This is a genomic window from Saccharopolyspora sp. NPDC049426 (genome assembly GCF_040676935.1).
In the GTDB taxonomy this organism is placed as follows: domain Bacteria; phylum Actinomycetota; class Actinomycetes; order Mycobacteriales; family Pseudonocardiaceae; genus Saccharopolyspora.
This window is the reverse complement of sequence record NZ_JBFAPZ010000003.1, coordinates 540,510-561,050: the sequence shown is the minus strand read 5'-3', so window position 1 is coordinate 561,050 and position 20,541 is coordinate 540,510. Positions and strand designations below refer to the sequence as shown.

At 68.7% G+C, this 20,541-nt stretch carries 17 protein-coding genes and 1 pseudogene; 6 read left to right on the top strand and 12 right to left on the bottom strand.

The genetic code is table 11. From position 1 onward, the window contains the following. The 5 genes from AB0J78_RS08760 to AB0J78_RS08740 form a co-directional block, all read right to left on the bottom strand. Entirely contained in the window at positions 1–837 is an 837-nt protein-coding gene (locus AB0J78_RS08760) for a polysaccharide deacetylase (protein ID WP_363788101.1), read from the bottom strand. Next, complete coding sequence (locus tag AB0J78_RS08755) at positions 834–1,997, bottom strand: C45 family peptidase (RefSeq protein WP_363788100.1); 1,164 nt, start codon at positions 1,995–1,997, stop codon at positions 834–836. Before AB0J78_RS08755 ends, AB0J78_RS08760 begins: the two co-directional genes overlap by 4 nt. An 8-nt stretch (positions 1,998–2,005) precedes the next feature. Continuing rightward, a complete protein-coding gene (locus tag AB0J78_RS08750; protein ID WP_363788098.1) occupies positions 2,006–3,307 on the bottom strand; it encodes an MFS transporter in 1,302 nt (433 codons plus the stop codon). Between the two features lie 32 nt (positions 3,308–3,339). Continuing rightward, complete coding sequence (locus AB0J78_RS08745) at positions 3,340–4,062, bottom strand: SDR family oxidoreductase (protein WP_363788097.1); 723 nt, start codon at positions 4,060–4,062, stop codon at positions 3,340–3,342. Positions 4,063–4,164: 102 nt separating this feature from the next. Further along, the gene (locus AB0J78_RS08740; protein WP_363788096.1) at positions 4,165–5,064 is read right to left on the bottom strand and encodes a LysR family transcriptional regulator; all 900 of its coding nucleotides are present in this window, start codon (positions 5,062–5,064) and stop codon (positions 4,165–4,167) included. Between the two features lie 113 nt (positions 5,065–5,177). On the opposite strand from AB0J78_RS08740, the gene AB0J78_RS08735 reads away from it, so the two are divergent. The 4 genes from AB0J78_RS08735 to AB0J78_RS08720 all read left to right on the top strand — a co-directional run bounded on the left by AB0J78_RS08735 (position 5,178) and on the right by AB0J78_RS08720 (position 9,544). Beyond that, on the top strand, positions 5,178–6,527 hold the full coding sequence (locus AB0J78_RS08735; RefSeq protein WP_363788095.1) for an MFS transporter: 1,350 nt from the start codon (positions 5,178–5,180) through the stop codon (positions 6,525–6,527). Between the two features lie 21 nt (positions 6,528–6,548). After that, entirely contained in the window at positions 6,549–8,210 is a 1,662-nt protein-coding gene (locus AB0J78_RS08730; protein WP_363788094.1) for an amidohydrolase, read from the top strand. 91 nt (positions 8,211–8,301) lie between these two features. Further along, on the top strand, positions 8,302–8,511 hold the full coding sequence (locus AB0J78_RS08725; protein ID WP_363788093.1) for a hypothetical protein: 210 nt from the start codon (positions 8,302–8,304) through the stop codon (positions 8,509–8,511). Positions 8,512–8,723: 212 nt separating this feature from the next. Then, a protein-coding gene (locus AB0J78_RS08720) for an IS5 family transposase (RefSeq protein WP_363788092.1) occupies positions 8,724–9,544 on the top strand; the annotation gives its coding sequence in 2 pieces (ribosomal slippage) (positions 8,724–9,069 and positions 9,069–9,544; 822 coding nt in all). 471 nt (positions 9,545–10,015) lie between these two features. Here the strand turns inward: AB0J78_RS08720 and AB0J78_RS08715 are convergent. Further along, complete coding sequence (locus AB0J78_RS08715; RefSeq protein ID WP_363788091.1) at positions 10,016–11,269, bottom strand: PucR family transcriptional regulator ligand-binding domain-containing protein; 1,254 nt, start codon at positions 11,267–11,269, stop codon at positions 10,016–10,018. Positions 11,270–11,384: 115 nt separating this feature from the next. Between AB0J78_RS08715 and AB0J78_RS08710 the strand changes: the two are divergent. Beyond that, positions 11,385–12,658: pseudogene (locus AB0J78_RS08710) on the top strand (Glu/Leu/Phe/Val dehydrogenase). 439 nt (positions 12,659–13,097) lie between these two features. Here AB0J78_RS08710 and AB0J78_RS08705 read toward each other — a convergent pair. The 6 genes from AB0J78_RS08705 to AB0J78_RS08680 form a co-directional block, all read right to left on the bottom strand. Further along, positions 13,098–14,696, bottom strand: a complete 1,599-nt coding sequence (locus tag AB0J78_RS08705) for an FAD-dependent oxidoreductase (RefSeq protein ID WP_363788090.1) — start codon at positions 14,694–14,696, stop codon at positions 13,098–13,100. Then, entirely contained in the window at positions 14,693–15,718 is a 1,026-nt protein-coding gene (locus AB0J78_RS08700; protein ID WP_363788089.1) for an alcohol dehydrogenase catalytic domain-containing protein, read from the bottom strand. The genes AB0J78_RS08705 and AB0J78_RS08700 overlap by 4 nt, the downstream gene beginning before the upstream one ends. Then, positions 15,688–15,969, bottom strand: coding sequence for a YciI family protein (locus AB0J78_RS08695; protein WP_363788088.1), 282 nt, complete (start codon positions 15,967–15,969; stop codon positions 15,688–15,690). The genes AB0J78_RS08700 and AB0J78_RS08695 overlap by 31 nt, the downstream gene beginning before the upstream one ends. A gap of 96 nt (positions 15,970–16,065) precedes the next feature. Beyond that, a complete protein-coding gene (locus AB0J78_RS08690) occupies positions 16,066–16,962 on the bottom strand; it encodes a LysR substrate-binding domain-containing protein (protein WP_363788140.1) in 897 nt (298 codons plus the stop codon). A 25-nt stretch (positions 16,963–16,987) separates the two neighbouring features. After that, positions 16,988–17,677: an SDR family NAD(P)-dependent oxidoreductase gene (locus AB0J78_RS08685; protein WP_363788087.1), complete on the bottom strand. Its 690-nt coding sequence runs from the start codon at positions 17,675–17,677 to the stop codon at positions 16,988–16,990. Continuing rightward, a complete protein-coding gene (locus AB0J78_RS08680) occupies positions 17,674–19,404 on the bottom strand; it encodes an FAD-dependent oxidoreductase (RefSeq protein WP_363788086.1) in 1,731 nt (576 codons plus the stop codon). The genes AB0J78_RS08685 and AB0J78_RS08680 overlap by 4 nt, the downstream gene beginning before the upstream one ends. Before the next feature lie 152 nt (positions 19,405–19,556). Here AB0J78_RS08680 and AB0J78_RS08675 point away from each other — a divergent pair, with 152 nt between their 5' ends. Then, positions 19,557–20,453, top strand: a complete 897-nt coding sequence (locus AB0J78_RS08675) for a LysR family transcriptional regulator (protein WP_363788085.1) — start codon at positions 19,557–19,559, stop codon at positions 20,451–20,453. Positions 20,454–20,541 lie beyond the last annotated feature (88 nt).

The window sequence follows — 20,541 nt, the reverse complement described above, 5'->3', positions numbered from 1 at the left end:
TCACCCTCCTAGCAAAGCGGGGCGGACCCGCCGGGAGACATCGACGCACGACTCGAAGGCGACGCCGAGCTCGTGGCAGCCGGTGATGAACTGCTCGAGCGCGACCATGCGCGCGCCCCGGCCGATGACTTGAGGGTGCAGCGTCACGGTCGCGACCCCGTCCGCGACGGTGTTCGCCATGTAACGGACGTCGCCGAGGAAACGGGCGAACATGGTCTCGGCGTCCTGGAGCCCTGGCATCACGAACTGCGACGTGCGCACGAATTCCAGGTGCGGGTAGTCGTCCAGCGTCCAGGAGACGGGCAGTTCGACCACCGGTGCGGTGTCGCCGAAGAGGTACGGCCCATCGACCTCGCACCGGTCACCGGAGCGCGCGAGGTAGGGCTCGAAGTCGGTGCCCATCAACGACGAGTCGTATTCGACGCCGAGCTCGGTGAGGATCGCGACCGTGCTGTCGGTGAAATCGAAGCTCGGGGTGCGGTGTCCCGCGGGCGGGTGTCCGGTCAGCGCTTCGATCAGCTCGGCCGATCGCCGGTTCACGGCCACCTCGGATTCTCTGTCCAAGGTGGTCACCGGCTCGTGTGCGTAGCCGTGCAGCGCGATCTCGTGACCCGCCTCGGCGATGGCCGCGCACTGGGCTGGGTAGGTCTCCAGCGTGTGCCCTGGGATGAAGAACGTGGCCGGGACCTCGGTGCGGTGAAGCAGCGCGAGGATGCGGTCGATCGCGTACGCGCCGAACTCGCCTCGGGAGATCGGGCCAGGCGTGGTTTGGCCGCGCGCGATCCACAGCGAGATGGCGTCGAAATCGAAGGTCAGGCAGACGGTTCCACGGATCATGCGGACACCACCTCGGGTGTGGACTGCGTGTCGGGCGGGAACTCCACCGGCGCGACGCGTGGGTCGTCGAAGAGGGTGTCCAGCTCCCAGCGCGCGTAGCCGCGGCTGCTCGGGGGACCGGGCGCGATCCACAGCACCCGGTCGGTCAGGTCCATGACCAGGGAATAGACGGTGGCCACGCGTTCGGAGGCCGGGACGTCGGGATCGGGGTGGCGGCAGATGCCGTCCGGATAGGACCACTCGTCTCGCAGCGTCGCCACGATGTCGGCCACCCGCACCCGGCGTTGCTCGAGCGCGGGTTCGAGAAGGTGCCTGGCCCGTACCGGACGCAGCAGCGTGAGGGCGCTCGTCGCGGCTTTCCGGTCGTGCAGTGGCAACTGTGCCTGGAAGTGGTTGGAGTGGGTGAGCAGACCGCCTTGGGGAACAAGGGTGCCGAAGACTCCGGGCGCGAGTTCGAAGTCGATGGATTCGCCGCCCGCGTCGGCGAGCAGCACGTTGCCGGAGGAGATCCTCTCGACGGGCAGCAGCTGCTTGTGCGCGCCGGACATCGTCTTGGCCTGCAACGCGCCGCGCAGCAGGTAGTGGTACGGCACACCGGCACCGCCGCGGTCCAGGTCGGAGACCAGCAGGTTGGCGCACACTCCGAGCCCCGCGGAGTTGAGGCCGCTCTTGGCGAGCATGCCCGCCTCGGTCAGTGACAGCACGCGGAACCCGGTCTCGTCGCGGGTGGCCAGCAGGAACGTTGCTGCAGCCTGTTCGGGATGCCAATCCCAGTTCTGGGCCAGCAGGGTGTGGCCGTTCTCCGCGTAGCGGGGCAGGACTGACAGCGACGTGCACCCTTCGTCGCGGTAGCCGGTGCCGTACAGCATTTCCGTGCGTGCGTTGAGCGCGGCGAGCCGGTGCGCGGGGTGCCCGGAACCCGTGGCCATGCCCTCGAGCATCGCGGCGATCTCGGGGGAGTAGGAGGCGGCGACGTCGAGGTACACCCGGCCCCAGCGGTCGATGTCGGCGTTGCTGAGTCCGGCGTCGTCGCGGAACCGGCCTGTGTAGGTCTCCAGGCTGCGCGCGATGAGATCCGCAGTGCGCGCGCCGAGGTCCTCGCCCATCTGCCGGTAGCTGCCCTGCACGACGATCAGCCGTGGATTGCTGTGTTCGCTCATGGTCGATCTCACTTCAGTTCGGTTCGGTAGGTTTCCGGCATCGAGCACACGGTGACGAAGGTGATGACCGCCGCAGCCGTGGGCAGCGCGGCCACGACCAGCGCGTTGCCTGTGACGTCGATCAGCGCGGTGGCGATGAATCCCGCCGTGCCGCCGAAGGCCATGACGGAGAAGTTGTAGCCGATGCCCAGTGCCGAATACCGGACGTTGGTGGGAAACAGTTCGGCGAGCGTGGCGGGGCCGGGACCGGAGAACGCAGCGAGGACGAGCGCGATCAGCACCTGACCGAGGTACACGCCCGCGACGCTTCCGGTCTGGAACAGCCACATGACCGGAAAGCTGAGGAGCACGAACCCGCCGGAACCGATGAGCAGCAGCGGTTTCCGCCCGATTCGGTCGGAGAGGACGCCGAAGCCGAAGATCGCGACCGTCAGCACGACGAGTCCTACGATGTTCGAGGCCTCGACCGTGCTCGAATCCAGGCCGACCTGCTTGCGCAGATGGGTCGGCAGGTAGGTGAGGAAGAAGAAGTAGGCCACCGTCCAGCTCACGGTGAAGAAGAAGCCGCGTGCCATTGCGGTCTTCTGGGTGTGGAAGGCCAGTCGTAGCGGGCTGTCGCTCGTGGTGCCGGCTGCCGCCTGCGCCTGGTAGGCGGGCGTGTCCTCGAGGCCGAAGCGCAGCAGCAGCGCGACGAGCGCGGTCACGGCACCGATCAGGAACGGCACCCGCCAGCCGAAGTCGAGCATGCCTTGCTCGCTCCAGAACAGTGAGTTGAGGGCGACCACTGCCGCGGCGACCAGGAAGCCGGCCGCGGTGCTGACCTGGTTGAGGCTGCCGTAGCGGCCCCGTGAGCGCGGGCCGGCGTATTCCACGAGCATGGCGGCGGATCCTGCCCACTCGCCGGCCACGGCGAATCCCTGGAACAGCCGCAACACCACCAGCAGCACGGGCGCGGCGAGCCCGATCGTCTGGTAGCCCGGCAGCAGTCCGATGAGGACGGTCGCCGCGCCCATGAGGATCACGCTCGCGATCAGCGCCGGTCGCCGGCCCAGTTTGTCGCCGATGTGGCCGAAGAAGATGGTTCCGAGCGGCCGGGCGAGGAAGCCGACTGCGAAGACCGCGAATGTGGACAGCAGGGCTGAAGTGGAGCCGCCCACGAAGAAGTGGGCGCTGAGGTACACGGTCGAGTAGGCGTAGACGAGATTGTCGTACTGCTCGAGCAGGTTTCCGACGCTGCCGGAGATGACCGCGCGGAGCTTGAGCCCGGGCCGGGTGCCGGTCGCCGGGGGTCTGTTGTGTTGTGCCGTCATGGGGTTCGCTCCTCGGGAGGGGCCGGTCGGGGTCAGGAAGCTGCCAGGTAGCCGCCGTCGACGGGCAGCAGGACACCGGTGACGAACGAGGACTCGGGGCCGGCGAGGAACGTGAGCGCGTTCGCCAGCTCGTCGGTCTCGCCGGGGCGGAACATCGGTGCGCCGGAGATCCGCGCGTCCAGCGCCGCCGGCGGGAGGTGGTCGAGCAGGGGAGTGCGGAACACTCCGGGTAGCACCGCGTTCACGCGGATCCCGCGCGGCGCGAGCTCCACCGCGGCGATCTTGGTCAGCTGGTGCACTGCGGCCTTGCTCATCTGGTAGGCCACCGACGTGGGAACGGTGTCGGCGTCGGCGGGTGGGGTGGTGACCCCGTAGATCGAGCCGACGTTGATCACGACGCCACGCGTGCGCGCGAGGTCCTCGGCGAAGGTTCTGATACCCCGCCAGGGGCCGAAGGCGTTCACGGCGAGCACGCGGGTGAAGTCCTCGTCGGTGGTGGTGAGCAGGTCCGTCCGGGCGCTGATGCCGGCGTTGTTCACCAGCAGGTCCACCGGCCCGAACCGCTCGTGCACCAGGTCCCGCAGCCGGTCCCACGAGGCGGGCTCTGCCACGTCAAGGTGCAGCCGGTCGTCGGTCTCGGCGTCGTGGTCGAGGTCGGCGCGCACGACGGTCGCGCCGAGCCCCGCCAGCCGGTCGGCGAAAACGGCACCGATTCCTCCGGCGGCACCGGTCACCACTGCGATCTTGCCGTTCACTGCCACTCCTCGTTCGTTCCTGGTCGGCGACGGTGGCGAGGACAGTAGGGACGGCTCGCACGCCGGACATCGGTCGTTCGACCGATGTCGACTCGCGATGTCTTACGGCGACAGCTCCAGGTACCGCTGCGTGTGCTGGTGGCAGTAGGCGCGCAGGCCGTCGACCAAAGCGTGGATCGCCGAGCGCGCGTAGTGCGCTGCGTCCCAGCCCGCGTACAGGGGGACGATCAACGGGCCATCGGGAGCTTCCACGATCAGCTCCCGCAGGTCGAAGCGGGCCTGGTCGGTAACCAGGCACACCCCTCGGCCCGCTGCGGCCAGTGCTTGGGCGAAGGCGGAGGAGCCGGTCTCGGCGACACCGGCGGGGGTAAGGCCCGCGCGGTTGACGGCATCGTCGACGACCAGCCGGGCCGCGTTGGCGCGCGTCATCAGGATCAGTGGGTCGGTGACCAGTTCAGAGAGGCTGATCGTGGTGCGCCCGGCCCAGCGGTGATCGGCGGGCACCTGCGCCATCACCGGAGTGCGGCCGAGGAACGCCGATTCCAGCGGGGCGGGGGCCGGGTTGGTGGAGATGCCGATGTCGGCGTCGCTGAGCAGCAGCGTGTCGAAGACCTTGCTCGGCTCCTCCTGGATGGCGTCGTGGAGCGCGGGCCCCGCCGTGTCGCCGCCTGCCATGAACGGGGCGAGCAGGTACGCGACTGTCGCGGGCGGAGCGACCACAGTCAGCGCCGCCCTTTCGCCCTGGCCTGCGGCTGCCATCGTCTCGGTGGCCTGCTCCGCGCGGCGCACCAGGTCCTGGGCGATGGGGCGGAAGCGGCGACCAGCGGCGTTCAGCGTCAGTGAACCGGCGCCGCGGTTGAAGAGGACGACGCCTAGGTCCTTCTCCAGGGCGCTCAACTGGCGCGAGATGGAGGGTTGGGCGATGTGCAACTGGCGGGCAGCGGCGGTGACCGACTCGGCGTCGGCGACGACGAGGAAGTAGCGCAGCACCCGCAGTTCCATGACGACCTCCTGAATGCCGGTATGCCTCGAAGGCATGGGGATCTTAGGAAGCAAGTATTAGACAGCATCGGCGGCCGAACTCAAACTACCGCTATTCCACATAGGTCCTTGTCGTGAACGCCGAGTCCGCCGGAGGCCCCATGAACGTCCCACGCCCAGCCCTCGCCGGTGCTTCGCGGCAAGCCCGTCGCGCGGGTCTTGCCTCGTTCGTCGGCACCACCATCGAGTGGTACGACTTCTACATCTACGGAACGGCGTCCGCGCTCGTCTTCGGAAAGCTGTTCTTCCCCGCCGTCTCGCCCGCCGCCGGTGTACTCGCCTCCTTCGCGACGTTCTGGGTCGGTTTCCTCGCCCGGCCGCTCGGCGGCATCGTTTTCGGTCACCTGGGCGACCGCATGGGCCGCAAGACAACCTTGGTCATCACGCTGCTGATGATGGGCGTCGGGACGTTCCTCATCGGCCTGGTTCCCACACACGCGCAGATCGGGATCGCCGCGCCGTTGCTGCTGGCATTGCTTCGAGCGGTTCAGGGCATTGCCGTCGGTGGTGAATGGGGCGGTGCGGTGCTGATGGCGTCCGAGAACGCGCCGAAGGGCCGCGGGTCACTTTTCGCGATGCTGGTGCAGCAGGGTTCTCCGGCCGGGGCGATTCTGGCCACCGTGGTCTTTTTGGCCGCCGGAACCCTGGATGACGCGGCCTTCGCCTCGTGGGGTTGGCGGGTGCCTTTCCTGCTGTCAGGCGTGCTTGTCGTGGTCGGTCTCGTGATCCGCATGAAGGTTGAGGAGTCGGACGAATTCGAGCAGATCAGGGAGAGCGGCGAGGTGGTGAAGCTGCCGATCGCCGAGGTGCTGCGGACCGCCTGGCGCAGCGTGCTGCTCGGTATCGGTGCCTCGATCATGGGCATCTCTTCCGCGTATTTCACGAACACCTTCGTGCTCTCCTGGACCACCAACGAACTGCACATGAACCGGCAGACGATGCTCTACGTCCTGCTCGGGATCTCGGTGGTGCAGTTCGTGTGGCAGCCGCTCGCAGCGCTGATCTCCGAGCGAGTTGGCGAGGCCCGGTTCATGGTTTGCTCACTGCTGGTCAGCGTCGTCCTTGCGGTGCCGATGTTCCTGCTGGTCAATACCGCGCAGCCAGTGCTCGTCTTCTGCGGCATCGCGCTTGCCACCATCGCCGGCTCCGGCTACTACGCCGTTCTAGCCGGATTCCTCGCCCGCTCGTTCACTTCCCGGGTCCGCTACACCGGAATCTCACTGTCGTACCAGCTGTGCTCGACTCTCATCGGCGGCACAACGCCCTTCGTGGCTCAGGCCTTGCTGACCGCCAGCGGCTCGATCTGGCCCGTGGTCGTGTTCTACACGGCCCTGCTGCTGATCACCACGGTCTGTGTCGCTGCGCTCGCCCGGCTCACCGCGCTGCGCACAGCTCAGGAGCGGCACGCTGCGGCGTCCGTCTGATGTCTTCCAAACAAGAAGGAGTTGAGGAATTTGCGCCTCGATGCGGTGTTCCACAATGGACGGTTCACCACCCTCGACCCGGACCGCCCCACCGCTCGCGCAGTCGGTGTGCTGGGCGGCCGGATTGTCGCACTCGACGAGGAGTTGGAGGGCAGCTCCGCGGACGTCGTCGTCGACCTCGGCGGCGCGCACGCCGTGCCGGGCTTCAACGACGCGCATCACCACTTGAGTCTGGTTGGTAAAGGCCTGCGTGAACTGGACGTGTCCTACACCTCGGCGCCCAGCCTTGACGCGCTGTACAAGGCCGTGGCCGAGCGGGCCGCGGCGCTGCCTGGCGGCGCGTGGGTACTGGGGGCGGGGTACGACCAGAACAAGATCGGCGCTCATCCGAGGTCTGAGGAACTGGACCGGGCCGCTCAGGGCCGGCCGGTCTGGCTGGTGCACACCTCGCACCACATGGCCGTCGCCAGCACGGAGGCGTTCGCCCGAGCTGGATTCACCGATCGCACCGCACTACCCGAGGTGCCTGGCGGCCACGTCGTGCGCGACGAGGACGGGCGGGCCGCGGGGTTGCTCCAGGAGACGGCGATGCAACTGGTCGAGCGGGTGTTTAGGCCGGAGCCGAGCGAGCAGTGGTCCGCCAACATCGCCGCCGGTTCGCAGGCCGCCCTCGCGGTCGGCTTGACCAGTGTGACCGAACCAGGCATCGGCGTCGTCGACGGAATCGGCAACGGACCGGCCGATCTGGACGCCTACATGCGGGCGCGCGAACGAAGCGCTCTCGGCGTCCGGATGACGGTCATGCCCTACATCACCGCACTGCACGATTGCGGCGCTGTGGAACCAGGTGTCACCTGGTACGGCCTTGATCTCGGCTTGCGTACCGGCTTCGGCGACGAGTGGCTGCGCATCGGACCGACCAAGATCCTCTCGGACGGTTCGCTGATCGGTCGTTCCGCCGCGATGTGCTGCGACTACCACGATTCGCCAGGGAACAGCGGACTGCTCCAGTACGAGGCCGAGCAGATCCGTCGGTACATCGTCGAGGCACACCGCTGCGGCTGGCAGGTCGCCACGCACGCCATCGGGGACGCCGCCCTGGACGTCGTCCTCGACTCGTACGAGCAGGCGCAGTGGTTGCACCCGCGTACGGATGTGCGCCACCGCATCGAACACGCGGCGGTGACGAGCGACGCGCAGGTCGCCCGGATCGCCGCGCTCGGCCTGATTCCGGTACCACAGGGCCGGTTCCTGTCGGAGATCGGTGACGGTCTGCTCGCGGCCCTCGGTCCGGTCCGGGGCAAGCTGGCCTACCGAATGCGGTCGTTCCTGGACGCTGGTGTGGAGCTGCCGGGCTCTACGGACGCTCCCGTGGTCGCTTCGGCTCCGCTGCTGAGCATCCACGACATGGTCAACCGGCGGACCGCCTCTGGTGCGCCGATCGCGCCGCATGAGGCCGTGACGGTGCAGGAGGCGTTGCGCGCGTACACGATCGGCTCGGCCCACGCCGTCCACGAGGAACACATCAAGGGAACCCTCTCCCGCGGCATGCTCGCCGACTTCGTGGTCCTCAGCGACGACCTGTTGCGTGTGGAACCTGAACGCATTGGAGAACTGACCGTGGGAGCAACCGTCGTCGGCGGCCATGTAGCCCATGACGTCGGGGCGCTGAAGGTCTCCTGAGCACGTGAAGTCCACTTCTAAGTATGGCCTGCCCCACACCCGTGCCTGACTGATTTGCCGCTGATCACGAAACCGTTTCACCATCCCCGCCGTGACCCGGAACCCAAGACTCCGAGCAGCGCGGGTCGATCTCGCGGTCTCGGTGCTCAACGGCGGCATGATGGCCATCTGTCTCGCCGCCGTCGGCGAGTCCAGCGGGGTCCATCCGCTGCCGGTCGCGATGGCCACCGCAGCAGGACTCGCCGTGTTCGTGGTCGCCGGTGTGCGCTACGCCCGCGCCCGCCGAGGTGATCGGAGATGAGCGAACGACGGATCTCTGTAATCCGATGGAGTTGGACGGCCAATGGCTAGGCGATGCCCATTTGGCGAGGTTGGTTCGTTTGCTTATCGTTCCGGCACCTGCGGTTGACGTTGATCGGCGGTCCCATCGGGGTCTCTAAGAGGTCCTAACAGAATGATCTTGGATGTGGTTTGATCTTGAGGTCGTCGTGGGATCGTCTGGTTGGGGTTGGTGTGGCGCAGCGCAGGCCGTGGGAAGTCGAGGACGGGCTCTGGGACCGGATCGAGCCTTTGTTGCCGGTGGTCGAGCGGCGGTTTCGCAACCCTGGTCGCAAGCGGCTGGACGATCGCAAGGCGTTGTGTGGGATCTTGTTCGTGCTGTACACGGGCATGCCGTGGGAGTTCCTTCCGCAGGAACTCGGGTACGGGTCGGGCATGACCTGCTGGCGACGGTTGCGGGACTGGACCGAAGCCGGCGTGTGGCAGCAGTTGCACGAGGTGCTGCTGGCCGAGCTGAACGCCGCCGGATTGATCGACTGGTCACGTGCGGCGGTAGACGGCTCCCACCTACGAGCGTTAAAAGGGGGCCCAAAACCGGCCCCAGTCCGGTAGACCGAGCCAGAACCGGGTCGAAACATCATGTGATCGTCGACGGCGGTGGAACGCCGCTGGCGGCCACGCTCACCGGCGGGCAACGCCATGACGTCACCCAGCTGATGCCTCTGATCGAAGCCGTCCCGCCCGTGCGCGGACGGCAAGGCCGCCCACGCAAGCGACCCGAGGCGCTCTACGCCGACCGGGCCTACGACTACGACAAGTACCGCAAGCTCGCCCGAACCAAGGGAATCCAACCACGATTCGCCGAACGCGGCACCGAACACGGCTCCGGACTCGGCGTGCACCGATACGTCGTCGAACAGACCATCGCGCTGCTGCACTGGTTCCGGCGCCTGCGCATCCGCTGGGAGATCCGCGATGACATCCATGAAGCCTTCCTCAGCCTCGGCTGCAGCATCATCTGCTGGCGCAAACTCAAGAACAACTCAATCTGTTAGCACCTCTAAGCATGGGTGGGCGACGACTTCGCAGCCGTCGGGTGCTGGGCTGGCTGAGGGATCCTCGGCCAGCCCAGTTCTCTCCGTGCCCTGCGGAAACGCAACGCCCGCACGGTCGTGGGCACCGCGAGGACCAGCATCTCCCGGTGTCCGGCTTCCCCGGGGGGGGAGGGGGTCACCCCCGGGGCCTGCGCAGATCGGATGAAGTTCGTCGCCGCGGTGATCGAAAAGCCGTGAGGGCGGGTGGTGCTGCGGTCGGTACCGGACCGGCCTTTCTTACCTGCCATGTGTGCACCCCCCGGGGTTGTTAGAACGACCCCAGGGGTTGTTAGAACGGTCCTGGGGGCGTCATCTAGTCAAGGTCAATCTCCGGTTGCATGGCCCCGGCGAGCAACCAGGTGATGGCGCGCCGGGCGTCGGCGTCGTCGGCGAGGGCAACGGTGATGCCGTCCCGGCCGTGGGCGGTGTAGTTCAGGGTCCATGCGCCGCTGCGGTGCCGGGTGATGTCCAGGCACGCGCCGTCGCCAAGGGAGATGGTGCGCTGCATCGGTTCGGGGGCCTTTTCAGATCTGCTCGTTCGGGGGAACTCCTAACCAGTATCCGAACGGTCGAACTGCCGATGCCGATGGTGAGGGCCTCGCTCCAGAGCGATTTGGTCCAGGTATCGGCCGTCACAGCGGTGCACAGCACGTGGAGTTCGTCCTTCTCCGGTGCCAAAGCCGCGACCGACCCGTACCGGGCCGGCGCTGTTTCGGCACGGCTGAGGGCTCGGCGCAGTTCTTCGCGAGGCCCCCGGAGCCGAATGACCTTGACCGACTTGGGGAGACTTTGGGCCGTTCCTTCCGGATCGGCGGCCGCGAGCACCACCTCGGCGGTCCGTGCTTCGCCTTGCAAAAGGAGGTCGAAGGCTCGCCTGCGCAACGTTCGCGCGGACTCTCGCTGCTCGAGGCGGCGTTCGAGCTCCAGACTCAGCAACGACATCGAGGTGAGCACCGCGGTGCGCTGGTACTCGGTCAGCGGGGCCGGCGTGCGGACCGCGACGTAGGCCTCCGGAGGCTCACGCAACCCGATGGGTTGCACGACAGTCGAGGCTTCCGGCGACGACCAGTTTGCCGAGGCGCCCAGGCCGTGCGGTAGCAGCCCGACGACCTCATTCCTGACCTCGGCGAGTCCTGTCGGATCAGGCGAGGTTTCGGAGATGGTCCTGCCGTCGGGGCCCAGCACCCACACCGTGCCGCGAACATATCCGGCCAATTCGTCGGCGATCGAGTCTGCCGCGTCGCGGCGACGCGCGGCTTGGGCGAGGCGCCGTTGCAGGGCGACCGCATCGCGCGCCGCCGCTCGGTCGGAGTCCTCGAGCAGGCTCGCGACTGCCTGGCTGATCGAGACGAAGCTGGTCTCCATCGGTACGGCGAGCAGGTTGACCCCGAGGGCCGCGCAGGCGCTCCGCAGCCCCTCGGGCACATCGGCGTGCGTGAGTCCGGTAGCGATCCCGAGCGCCGCAACACGGGCCTCGCGGAGGTGCTCGGCGTAGCGGTACCACCGCGACGGCGACCAGTCCATTGTTTCGAGGCCGGTGAACAGGAGAAGCTCACCGCCCTCCAGGAACGGCCGAGGATCGGGAATCTCGTTGGTCGCGACCCACCGCACCTGTGCCTCTGGCAGCGGACAGGCGACCGCGTGCAGGACGACATCGGTGTTCAGGACGTCGGCAACACTCACCATGGCTGCCATTCTGCACTAACAGAAGTCCGAACTGAGTGCGAAATGGCACTGCCCTAGGTGATCGCAGCTGCTTAACGTCGGTTCAGTTCCGCCCACTGTCGTGAGGAAGAGGCTGATGACGCAGCTCGCAGATCCAGCAGTCAGCGCACCGTCGAATCCACTGGAGGACGCCCGGACGCAGCTGGCTGACGCGATCGAGATCCTCGGCTACGACGAGGGCCTCCACTCCATGCTCGCCACGCCTCGTCGCGAGGTGACGGTCAGCATCCCGCTGCGGCGCGATGACGGGAGCACCGAGCTGTTCACCGGCCACCGCGTGCAACACAACTTCTCGCGGGGCCCGGCCAAGGGCGGATTGCGGTTCAGCCCGGGTGTGACTCTGGATGAAGTGCGCGCGCTGGCCATGTGGATGACGTGGAAATGTGCACTGGTGGACGTGCCCTACGGCGGCGCGAAGGGCGGGGTTCGCATCGATCCCCGTGAGTACTCATCGGCGGAGCCCGAGCGAGTCACGCGCCGCTACACCAGCGAGATGGTGCCGGTCCTCGGGCCCAACCAGGACATCCCAGCGCCGGATATCGGCACGGACGACAAGACGATGGCGTGGCTCATGGACACCTACTCGGTGAACAAGGGCCACACCGTGCTCGGGGTCGCCACCGGCAAGCCGCTCAGTCTCGGTGGGTCCCGCGGACGTGCGAGCGCGACCTCGCAGGGAGTCGTCCACGTCGTGCTTGAGGCCCTGCGGTCGCGTGAACTGGATCCGGCCACCTCATCGGCGGCCGTGCAGGGCTTCGGCAAGGTCGGTCGTGGCGCGGCGCACCTGCTCGTCGAGGCCGGTGTACGGGTCGTCGCCGTCAGTGACCAGTACGGGGCCGTGCATCACCCGCGCGGCCTCGACATCGCGGACCTCGCCGACCACGTCGACGGCACGGGCACCGTGGTCGGGTTCGCCGGAGCGGACAAGACGTCCAACGAAGAGCTCCTGGAACTGGACGTTGACGTCCTGGTGCCCGCCGCGGTCGAGTCGGTGATCACGACGCGCAACGCGCACCGGGTCCGCGCCGGAATCGTCGTGGAGGGAGCCAATGGCCCCACCACTCCGAAGCCGACGAGGTGTTGCTCGACAATGGTGTGCTGGTCGTTCCGGACATCCTCGCCAATGCTGGTGGCGTGATCGTGTCTTACTTCGAATGGGTGCAGGCCAACCAGTCGTACTGGTGGAGCGAGGACGAGGTCGGTTCTCGGCTCGCGAACCGGATGAGTGCGGCGTGGCAGAGCGTGTGCGAATTCGCTGCCGAACGCCACGTTTCATTGCGCAAGGCCGCCACCGCGCTCGCGGTTGAACGCGTGGCTTTGGCCCACCAGCTGCGCGGACTCTACCCGTGACGAACTCGCCATCACCAGCCCTACCCGACAGGAGTTGACCTTCGTGCCGATAAAGCTCGCCACCCCGCTCGTTGCTAGCGGTTCCAGTCGACAATCCGTGGTTGTTGCGCAGGCCCGCGGACGCGGTGATGCCTGATCTGGAGGCTGTCGTCGCGCGCCAGAAGCCAAGGAACAAGCGCAGTCGGAGCTCGCGCACTTCCGGACTGCTCCAGCCACAGCGGACTCTACGTTTGCACGTGCGCGTCAACGACCCGGCGAGCGTGCCGGTGCCAAGACCTGAGCGTGCTGGGAGGGATCTTCGAACTCCACGCCTGGTGCGTGCCCGCGCAATGCACGCGGGCACGCACCAGGGCTCAGCTCGGCATGACGGGTCTCAGGCCGCTGCCGGGGAGATGCGTTCGTGCCTCGAAGCCGGGGTTTGGACCTGTTCGGTTCTCGATCAGGCGGCAGCGCGGGTTCGGGCGAGGTGCTTGCCGACTCGATGGGCGCGGACGATGGCCGAGCCGAGCGTTGCGCCGCCGCCGGGGTAGGCGTCCCTGAACAGGGTCGCGGCGCAGTTTCCCGCGGCGTGGAGACCTTGAAGCGGGTCGCCCGCGTGATCGAGGACGCGCCCGTCGGCGTCGGTGGCGAGACCGCCGGCGGTGCCGAGGACACCTGCGTGCACGGGCACGGCGTAGAACGGGGGGCTTTCGACCGGAGCGAGGCATGGGTTGGGCTTCACGGCGGGGTCGCCGAGGTGACGGTCCTGAGGGCTCCCACCTCGCCCGAAGACAGGATCCGCGCCCTGGCGGGCGTTCTCGTTGAAGGCGCCGACCGTGGTCAGCAGACCGTCCTGGTCGATACCCGCGACCTGGGCGAGCTCGTCGAGCGTGTCGGCGCGGATCATCCACGGCTGCGCCGACGACGCACCCGCCACCGAGTAGCGGTCCAGGTGCGCCTGGTCGAAGACGAGGAGCGCCGGGCTGTTGGCGAGTTGCCCGGTAGCCGGATCGATCGCGCCGAAGGCCCGGTTGAGGTCGTGGTAGTTCGTCGCTTCGTTGACGAATCGGCGTCCTGAGGTGTTCACGGTGATCGAGCCGGGGAGGGTCATCTCGACGTTGCCCATCCGGCCCGAGGGCATGCCGTCGTAGCGGGCGGTGGGCGGGGTCAGGACCGGCACGCCCCACACCGCTGTCATCTCATCGACCGCGGCACCCGCCCGCAGGCCGAGGACCAGTCCGTCACCTGTGTTGCTGGGTGCGCTGATCGGAGTGATGGGGTAGGGGAGGAAAGCCTTGCGCAGAGCGGGATTCCACTCGAAACCGCCGGAGGCGAGCACTACCGACGAGGCGCGGGTCCCGGTGCTGCCGACGGTGACGTCCCACCCGCCGTCCCGGCGTTCCAGGCCCGTCACCCGGGCCGGTGCGACGACGTGGACACCGCGCTCGATCGCCGCGACCAGTAGCCGCCCTACCAGCGCGCCACCCATGGTGCGCACGCCCGCAGCTGCACGGCGATCGAGCAGTTCGGCGTCGATCGGCGCCCCGGCGAGAGCGTCGCGCTCGGCCATGGTGATCAGGGGGAAGTAGGTCGGCGGTCGGAGCAGTTCCGCAAGACCCGGCCAGGGGTGCGGGTCGAAGGGTTCTTGGTCGAGGCCGCGGCCGGAGGCGGCGCCTGCCCACTCCGGGTGGTAGTCCGGGCGGGCGAGGGCCCGCATGCGCACCCCGACGTCGCTGAGGAACCGGACGGCCTCGGGCGCGGTCGTCACGTACCGGTCGATCTCCGCCGCGCTCATCCGGCCGCCGCTGCCGGCGTGGAGGTAGGCCTTGGCGGCCTCGGCCGAGTCCTCGAATCCGGCCTCGGTCATGAGGTGGTTGCCGGGTGCCCAGATGACTCCACCGCCGACGGCGGAGGTGCCGCCGAGCTGCTCGGCCTTCTCCAGGACGACAGTGGCCAGGCCCGCGTCGGCGGCGGCCACAGCGGCGGTCAACCCGGCGGCGCCGCTGCCGATGATCGCCACGTCGTAGTGGGCGCGAGGGCTTGAGGTGAACAGGCTCATGAGGTCATCAGCTCCACGGCGACCTTGCCGACCAGCTGGGATCGGGATCGCAGCAGCGGGAAGGCCTCATCGATGCGGTCGAACGGAAAGCGGTGGGTGATCAGCGCGGTGGCCGCGTCGCGGTGCTCGTCGAGCAGTTCGAGGGCCTCGCCGATGCGGCGCTGGCTGTTGCGGCTGCCGAGCAGGTCGATGTCCTTGACCGGCAGCGTGCGCATGGACAGCGTCACCGACCTGTCGGAGATACCGACGAGCACGACGCGTCCCGCGGTGGTGACCGCGTCCACGGCGGTGGTCAACGCAGCAGGGGACCCGGTGGCCTCGATCACCAACGAGGGCTCTGCGGGAAGCGCGAGGGCTTGATCGGGTTCGACCACGACGGTGCTGGTGGCGCCGAATAGCCTGGCGAACTCGCTGCGCTCGGGGGTGGTGTCGGCGGCGATGACGTCGACACCCAGCGAGGTGAGGTGCAAGGTCGCCAGCAGTCCGATCGGACCGCAGCCCAGGACCAGCGCCTGCTCGCCCTTCTCCGGCCGTCCTCGCAGCACCGCCTGCATCGCGATGCTTGCCGGTTCGGCCAGAGCTGCGAGGCCGGTGGGCAGGTTCTCGGGGACCGGGTGCAGATCGCCCAGGGGGACGGGCAGCAGCTCGGTGAGCCCGCCGTCCTCGTAGCAGCCGAGGCACGACGAGTTCCGGCACGCGTTGACCCGCCCGATGCCGCACGCGTAGCAGGCCCCGCACCAGCGCATGGGCGAGACCGCAACCCGATCACCAGCCCGGACGCCGCTACCGGGCGGGGCGGACTCCACGACGCCGGCGATCTCGTGTCCCTGCACGATCGGCAGTTCGGTGGCGTAGTCGTCCTCCCAGATGTGCAGGTCGGTGCCGCACAGCGTCACGGTGTGGACGCGGACGAGCGCTTCGCCCGGACCGGGATGCGGCAGCGCCACGTCCTGGATCTCGATGCGCTCGCGGGCGAGCGTGCGGGCGACCTTCACCGCAGGCCGCCGAACACGATGGTCCACTCCCGCACCGAGCGGTCGGCGATCAGGTCGTGCTTGCGGAACGGGTCTTCGTCGAGCGCGGAGGTGATCTCCGCTGCGGATTCGCCCTCGAGGACCAGCAGCGCTCCGGCTCCCGAGTCGATCGGTCCGGAGATCCGCAGCCTGCCAGTGGCGTGCAGATCGGCGAGGAAGTCCTTGTGCTGCGGCCGGATCGCGTCGCGTTCGGTGTCGGTGTCGGTGCCGTAGGTGTAGATCACCGCAAAAGTGCCCATGTCGGAAGGACTCCCGTGTCGTCGGAGGTTGAGTGCTGAACACTCATCAGCTTCGCCCGGAGATTGTGCCGAGTCCAATACATGGTTGGTCAGACATCATGTGCCGATCGCACATTGTTCGATGGTGGGCAGCACTTCGGACGCCACGTCGAGCAGGGCGCGCATGGCGTCGGTGACCCGCTCGGGATGCCAGAGCAGCGCGCTCCGCAGCCGAGGGGAAGTGCCCTCGAGCGGTACCCACACCGCCCCGGCCGGCATGATCGGCTGGAGGCAGGTGGGAGCCAGCGACACCCCGAGACCGCCGGCGACCAGTGAGAGGACGACGTAGGGGTCCTTGACTTCTTGGGCGACCACGGGCCGGAAACCGGCTGCGTGGCAGGCGGTGAGGATCACCGCGCGCAGGGCGGACTGGCCCGGCATGAGAACCCAGTCCTCGTCGGCGAGTTCGAGCAGCGAGAGGCGTCCCCGCGTGGCCAACCGGTGGTCGGAGGGCAACGCGGCACCGAGGACCTCCTCGGAGATCGTGCGACTCGGCAGCGCGCCCGGCGCAGGAAGGCCGACGAACGCGACGTCGAGCGTCCCGTGTTCGATCAGCCCGACCGCGTCCTCGGTGGTCACCCGGTCGACCAGGTGGAGGGCGACTCCGGGGTGCTCGGTGCGCAGCGCGCGGGTCAGCCGCGGGAGCGTGAGGTGGTTGAGCGCACCCGAGAACCCCAGGCGCACTTGCCCGTATATCTCACCCGGGCTGGCGCTGGTGGCGCGCAGGGCGAGGTCGGCTTCACCAACGATCCGCCGGGCGTGCGGGAGGAACGCGTGCCCGGCGGAGGTCAGCGCCACGGTTCTGGTGGTGCGCTCGAAGAGCGGTGTGCCGACGTGCTTCTCCAGCTTCTTGATCGTCTGGCTCAGTGGGGACTGGGCCATGTGCAGCCGTTCGGCCGCGCGTCCGAAGTGGCGTTCCTCCGCGACGGCCAGGAACGCGTCGATCCACCGCATCTCCACGTGGTCACCGGTCCTCTCGTCAGTAGGTCGCGCGGCCGCCGCTGGCGTCGTAGACCGCCCCGGTTGAGAAGCTGAGCTGCTCCGAGCACAGCCATCCGATGAGCTCGGCGATCTCGTCGGCTTGGCCGAACCGGCCCATCGGGGTCAACGCCTGCGAGCGGGCGAGCACGGCGGTATCGGTGCGCGCGTTCATCTGGGTCGCCACCGCCGCCGGGGCGACCGCGTTGACCAGCACGCCGGTCGTGGCGAGTTCCTTGCCCAACGACTTCGTCAGCGCCACGACCGCGGCCTTCGAGGCCGAGTAGGCGCTCTGCGCCGGGTTGCCGTCCTTGGCGGCGATGCTCGCCAGGTTCACGATCCGGCCCCATCCAGCGCGCACCATGCCCGGGACGACGCTGCGGCAGAGCAGGAACGTGCCGTCGACGTTGACCTGGAACGTGCGCCGCCACTCGTCGAGATCGAGTTCGGCCAGCGGCCGGGAGGGACCCACGATTCCCGCGCTGTGCACGAGGATTCCGAGCGGACCGATGTCCCGCACGAGCGCGGCGACGGCGTCGGGATCGGTGACGTCGAGCTTCTCGTCCGCCCCTGGCGCGACATCAGCGGTGACGACCCGGACGCCGTCGCCGCGCAGCTTCGCGGCGGTCGCGGCGCCGATCCCGCTGGCACCACCGGTGATCAGGGCGACCGCGCCCGCCGGGTAGCTCACGCGGTCCTCCCGATCCGGGCGTGCGAACCCGCGAGCTCGCGGCCGCTTATCCAGCCGAACGTCATGGCCGGTCCGATGTTGATCCCTCCGGCGGGGTAGTGGCCGCCCAGCACGCTCGCCTGATCGCATCCGACGGCGTGGAGCCCTAAAACCGGGTCGTCCTGGGCGTTGAGGACCCGCGCGCGCTCGTCGGTGGCGAGCCCGGCGAAGGTGCCGAAGCTGCCAGGTACGACCCGCACCGCGTAGAACGGCCCCTTCTCCAGCGGGGCGAGCGACGGGTTCGGCGCGACGGCCTGATCGCCGCCGTACCGGTTGAAGGGCGTGGAGCCACGTCCGAACGCGGGGTCCTCGCCACGACGTGCGGCGGCGTTGAACTCCGCGATGGTCGCGGTGAGCTCGGCTGCGTCGATGCCGCACTTGCGGGCGAGCTCTTCGATCGTGCGGCCGCGCTGCAGGTATCCGCTGCGCAGGTAGGGGAACAGCGGGACCGGACGGGGTTTGGCCATGCCGAGCGGGTAGCGGCGGACGAACCGGGAATCGGCGATCTGCCAGGACTGCACCGGTTCGCCAGCCGGGGTGGCGGCGATCATCGCGGAGACGTAGTCGTGGTAACCGTTGGCCTCGTTGACGAATCGGCGCCCGCTGCGCAGCACGCCGATGCTGCCCGGCTTGGCCCGGTCCATGATGTGCGGGAACACGCCGGTGCGGCCGTTGCGGTAGGGCACCAGGGAGACCGGGCACCAGGCGGCGGGGGAGGCGAGGTCGGTGCGCAACCGGCCGCCTGCGGACTCACCGAGGGTGATGCCCGAGCCGTCGGCGGTGGCCGGCGCCAGGCTCCAGTGCCGTTCACCGCGCGGGAACAGGGCGAGGCGGCGGTTCTCGTCCTGCGGAAAGCCGCCGGCGGCCAGCACCACGCCCCGCGATGCCGAGATCCGCACCGGGCCGTCCGGAGTGGACGCCAGCACGCCGGTGACACGGCCGCTCTCGGTGGTCAGTCCGGTGACCTCGGTGGACACCCGGATCTCGACGCCCAGGTCCAGGGCAGAGCGCAGCAGCCTGGCGATCAGCGCGGTGCCGTTGACCAGCTGCATGCCGCGACGCTTGCTCGCCAGGTCCACCAGGTGCCGGGTCACCCGGCGGGCGGCGTGCAGCAGTCCCCGGACGTCGCCGCGCGACGCGGCCAGGAATCCCGCGAGATCCGGCCCGGCCATGATTCCCATCCCGAGGAACGAGGTCTCGTAGAGCTGGGGGCGCAGGAGCCGCGCCACGTCGCTCCCGAGCCTGCGGAGGTCGGCGGGAGCGGGTGCGACCGAGCGGTGTCCGGTGCCCGCGCCGGGGAGGTCGCCGTAGACGTCGCAGATCTTCGAGCCCGGGGCGAACGTCAGTGCCGTGCGCTCGTGGAAGAACCGCACCATCTCCGGGGCGGCGGCGAGGAAGGCGTCCACACGTGTCGGCTCGTAGTCCTCGCCCAGCGCGTTGCGGAGGTAGGTGCGGAACTCGTCGGTCTCCTCGCGGACCCCGTCTGCGCGGGCGAGCGGGTTGCCCGGTGCCCACATCCAGCCGCCGGACCAGGCCGTCGCGCCCCCGCATACGTCGGCGCGTTCGAGGACCGCGACCCGCAGGCCGTGGTGGGCCGCGGTCACCGCGGTGGCCAGCCCCGCGGCGCCGGAACCGACGACGACCACGTCGTGGTCGAGCGAGGGAGGGGAGGTTCGGGTGGTGGTCACGCTGGGTTCCTCCAGGCGTCCCGGGCGGATTGTGTGCGTCGCGCACCGGGACTATGTAAGATTCGATGTAAAATAGTTAATTGACTGTGCTTTTCAGCGACTATAAGCGGATCGTGCTGCAGCGCAAGCCCCTGCAGTCAGAAAGGTGCACTGTGGAGATCCGGTGGCTCGAGGCGTTCATCGCCGTGGCCGAGGAACTGCATTTCGGCCGCGCGGCGGCCCGGCTTCGGCTGGCCCAGTCGCCGCTGAGCCAGACCATCCGCAAGCTGGAGAAGGAGCTCGGGGCGACGCTGTTCGACCGCAGCACCCGCAGCGTCGCCCTCACCCCGGCCGGGCAGGCGTTCCTGCCGCACGCGCACCGCGTCTTCGAGGAGCTCGAACTCGCCCAGCAAGCGACCCGGGCGACCTCGGGCGTGGTGTACGGGACGGTGGCCATCGGGTTCTCCGGAGCCCTCAACCACCTCACGCTGCCGCCGCTGACCAGGGCTGTCCGCCAGCGCTACCCGAACATCTCGCTGTCGCTGACCGGTCGCGTGATGACCAGGGGTGGGGTCGAGCAGCTGGAGCAGGGCGGCCTGGACATCGCGTTCGTCGGGCTGCCGATCGACCCGTCCCCGGTGCGCACGCGGCGGGTCGGGCGCGAACCGCTCGGTGCGGCGCTGCCGATCGACCACCCGCTCGCGGGGGAGGCCGCCATCGACCTCGCCGACTTGGCCGAGGACGGCTTCATCACCATCCCGGCGGCCGCCGGATCGTCTCTGCAGGAGCTGACCACGCAGGCGTGCGTCAAGGCGGGTTTCCGCCCGCGCGTGGTCCAGGAGATCACCGACCCGTACATGATCCTGACGCTGGTGTCGGCTGGTGTCGGCGTCTCGCTGATGCCGGCGGGCATCTCCGGCATCATGCCCTCGGCCTCGGTGTTCGTGCCGCTGCGCGGCGAGCAGACCCACATGGAGCACGCGTTGGCTTGGCTGGACGACAACCCCTCGCCGGTGACGCGGGCGGTGCTGGAACTGGCCGAAGAGGTGCTGCCCCATCCGGCCGACTGATTATGTTGTTTGAACACATGGTGTAGGTGAAACCAAGTATTGGACTGGGCATAGTCGTTGCTGCGATTCTCTTCCGCACCGCCCGGCA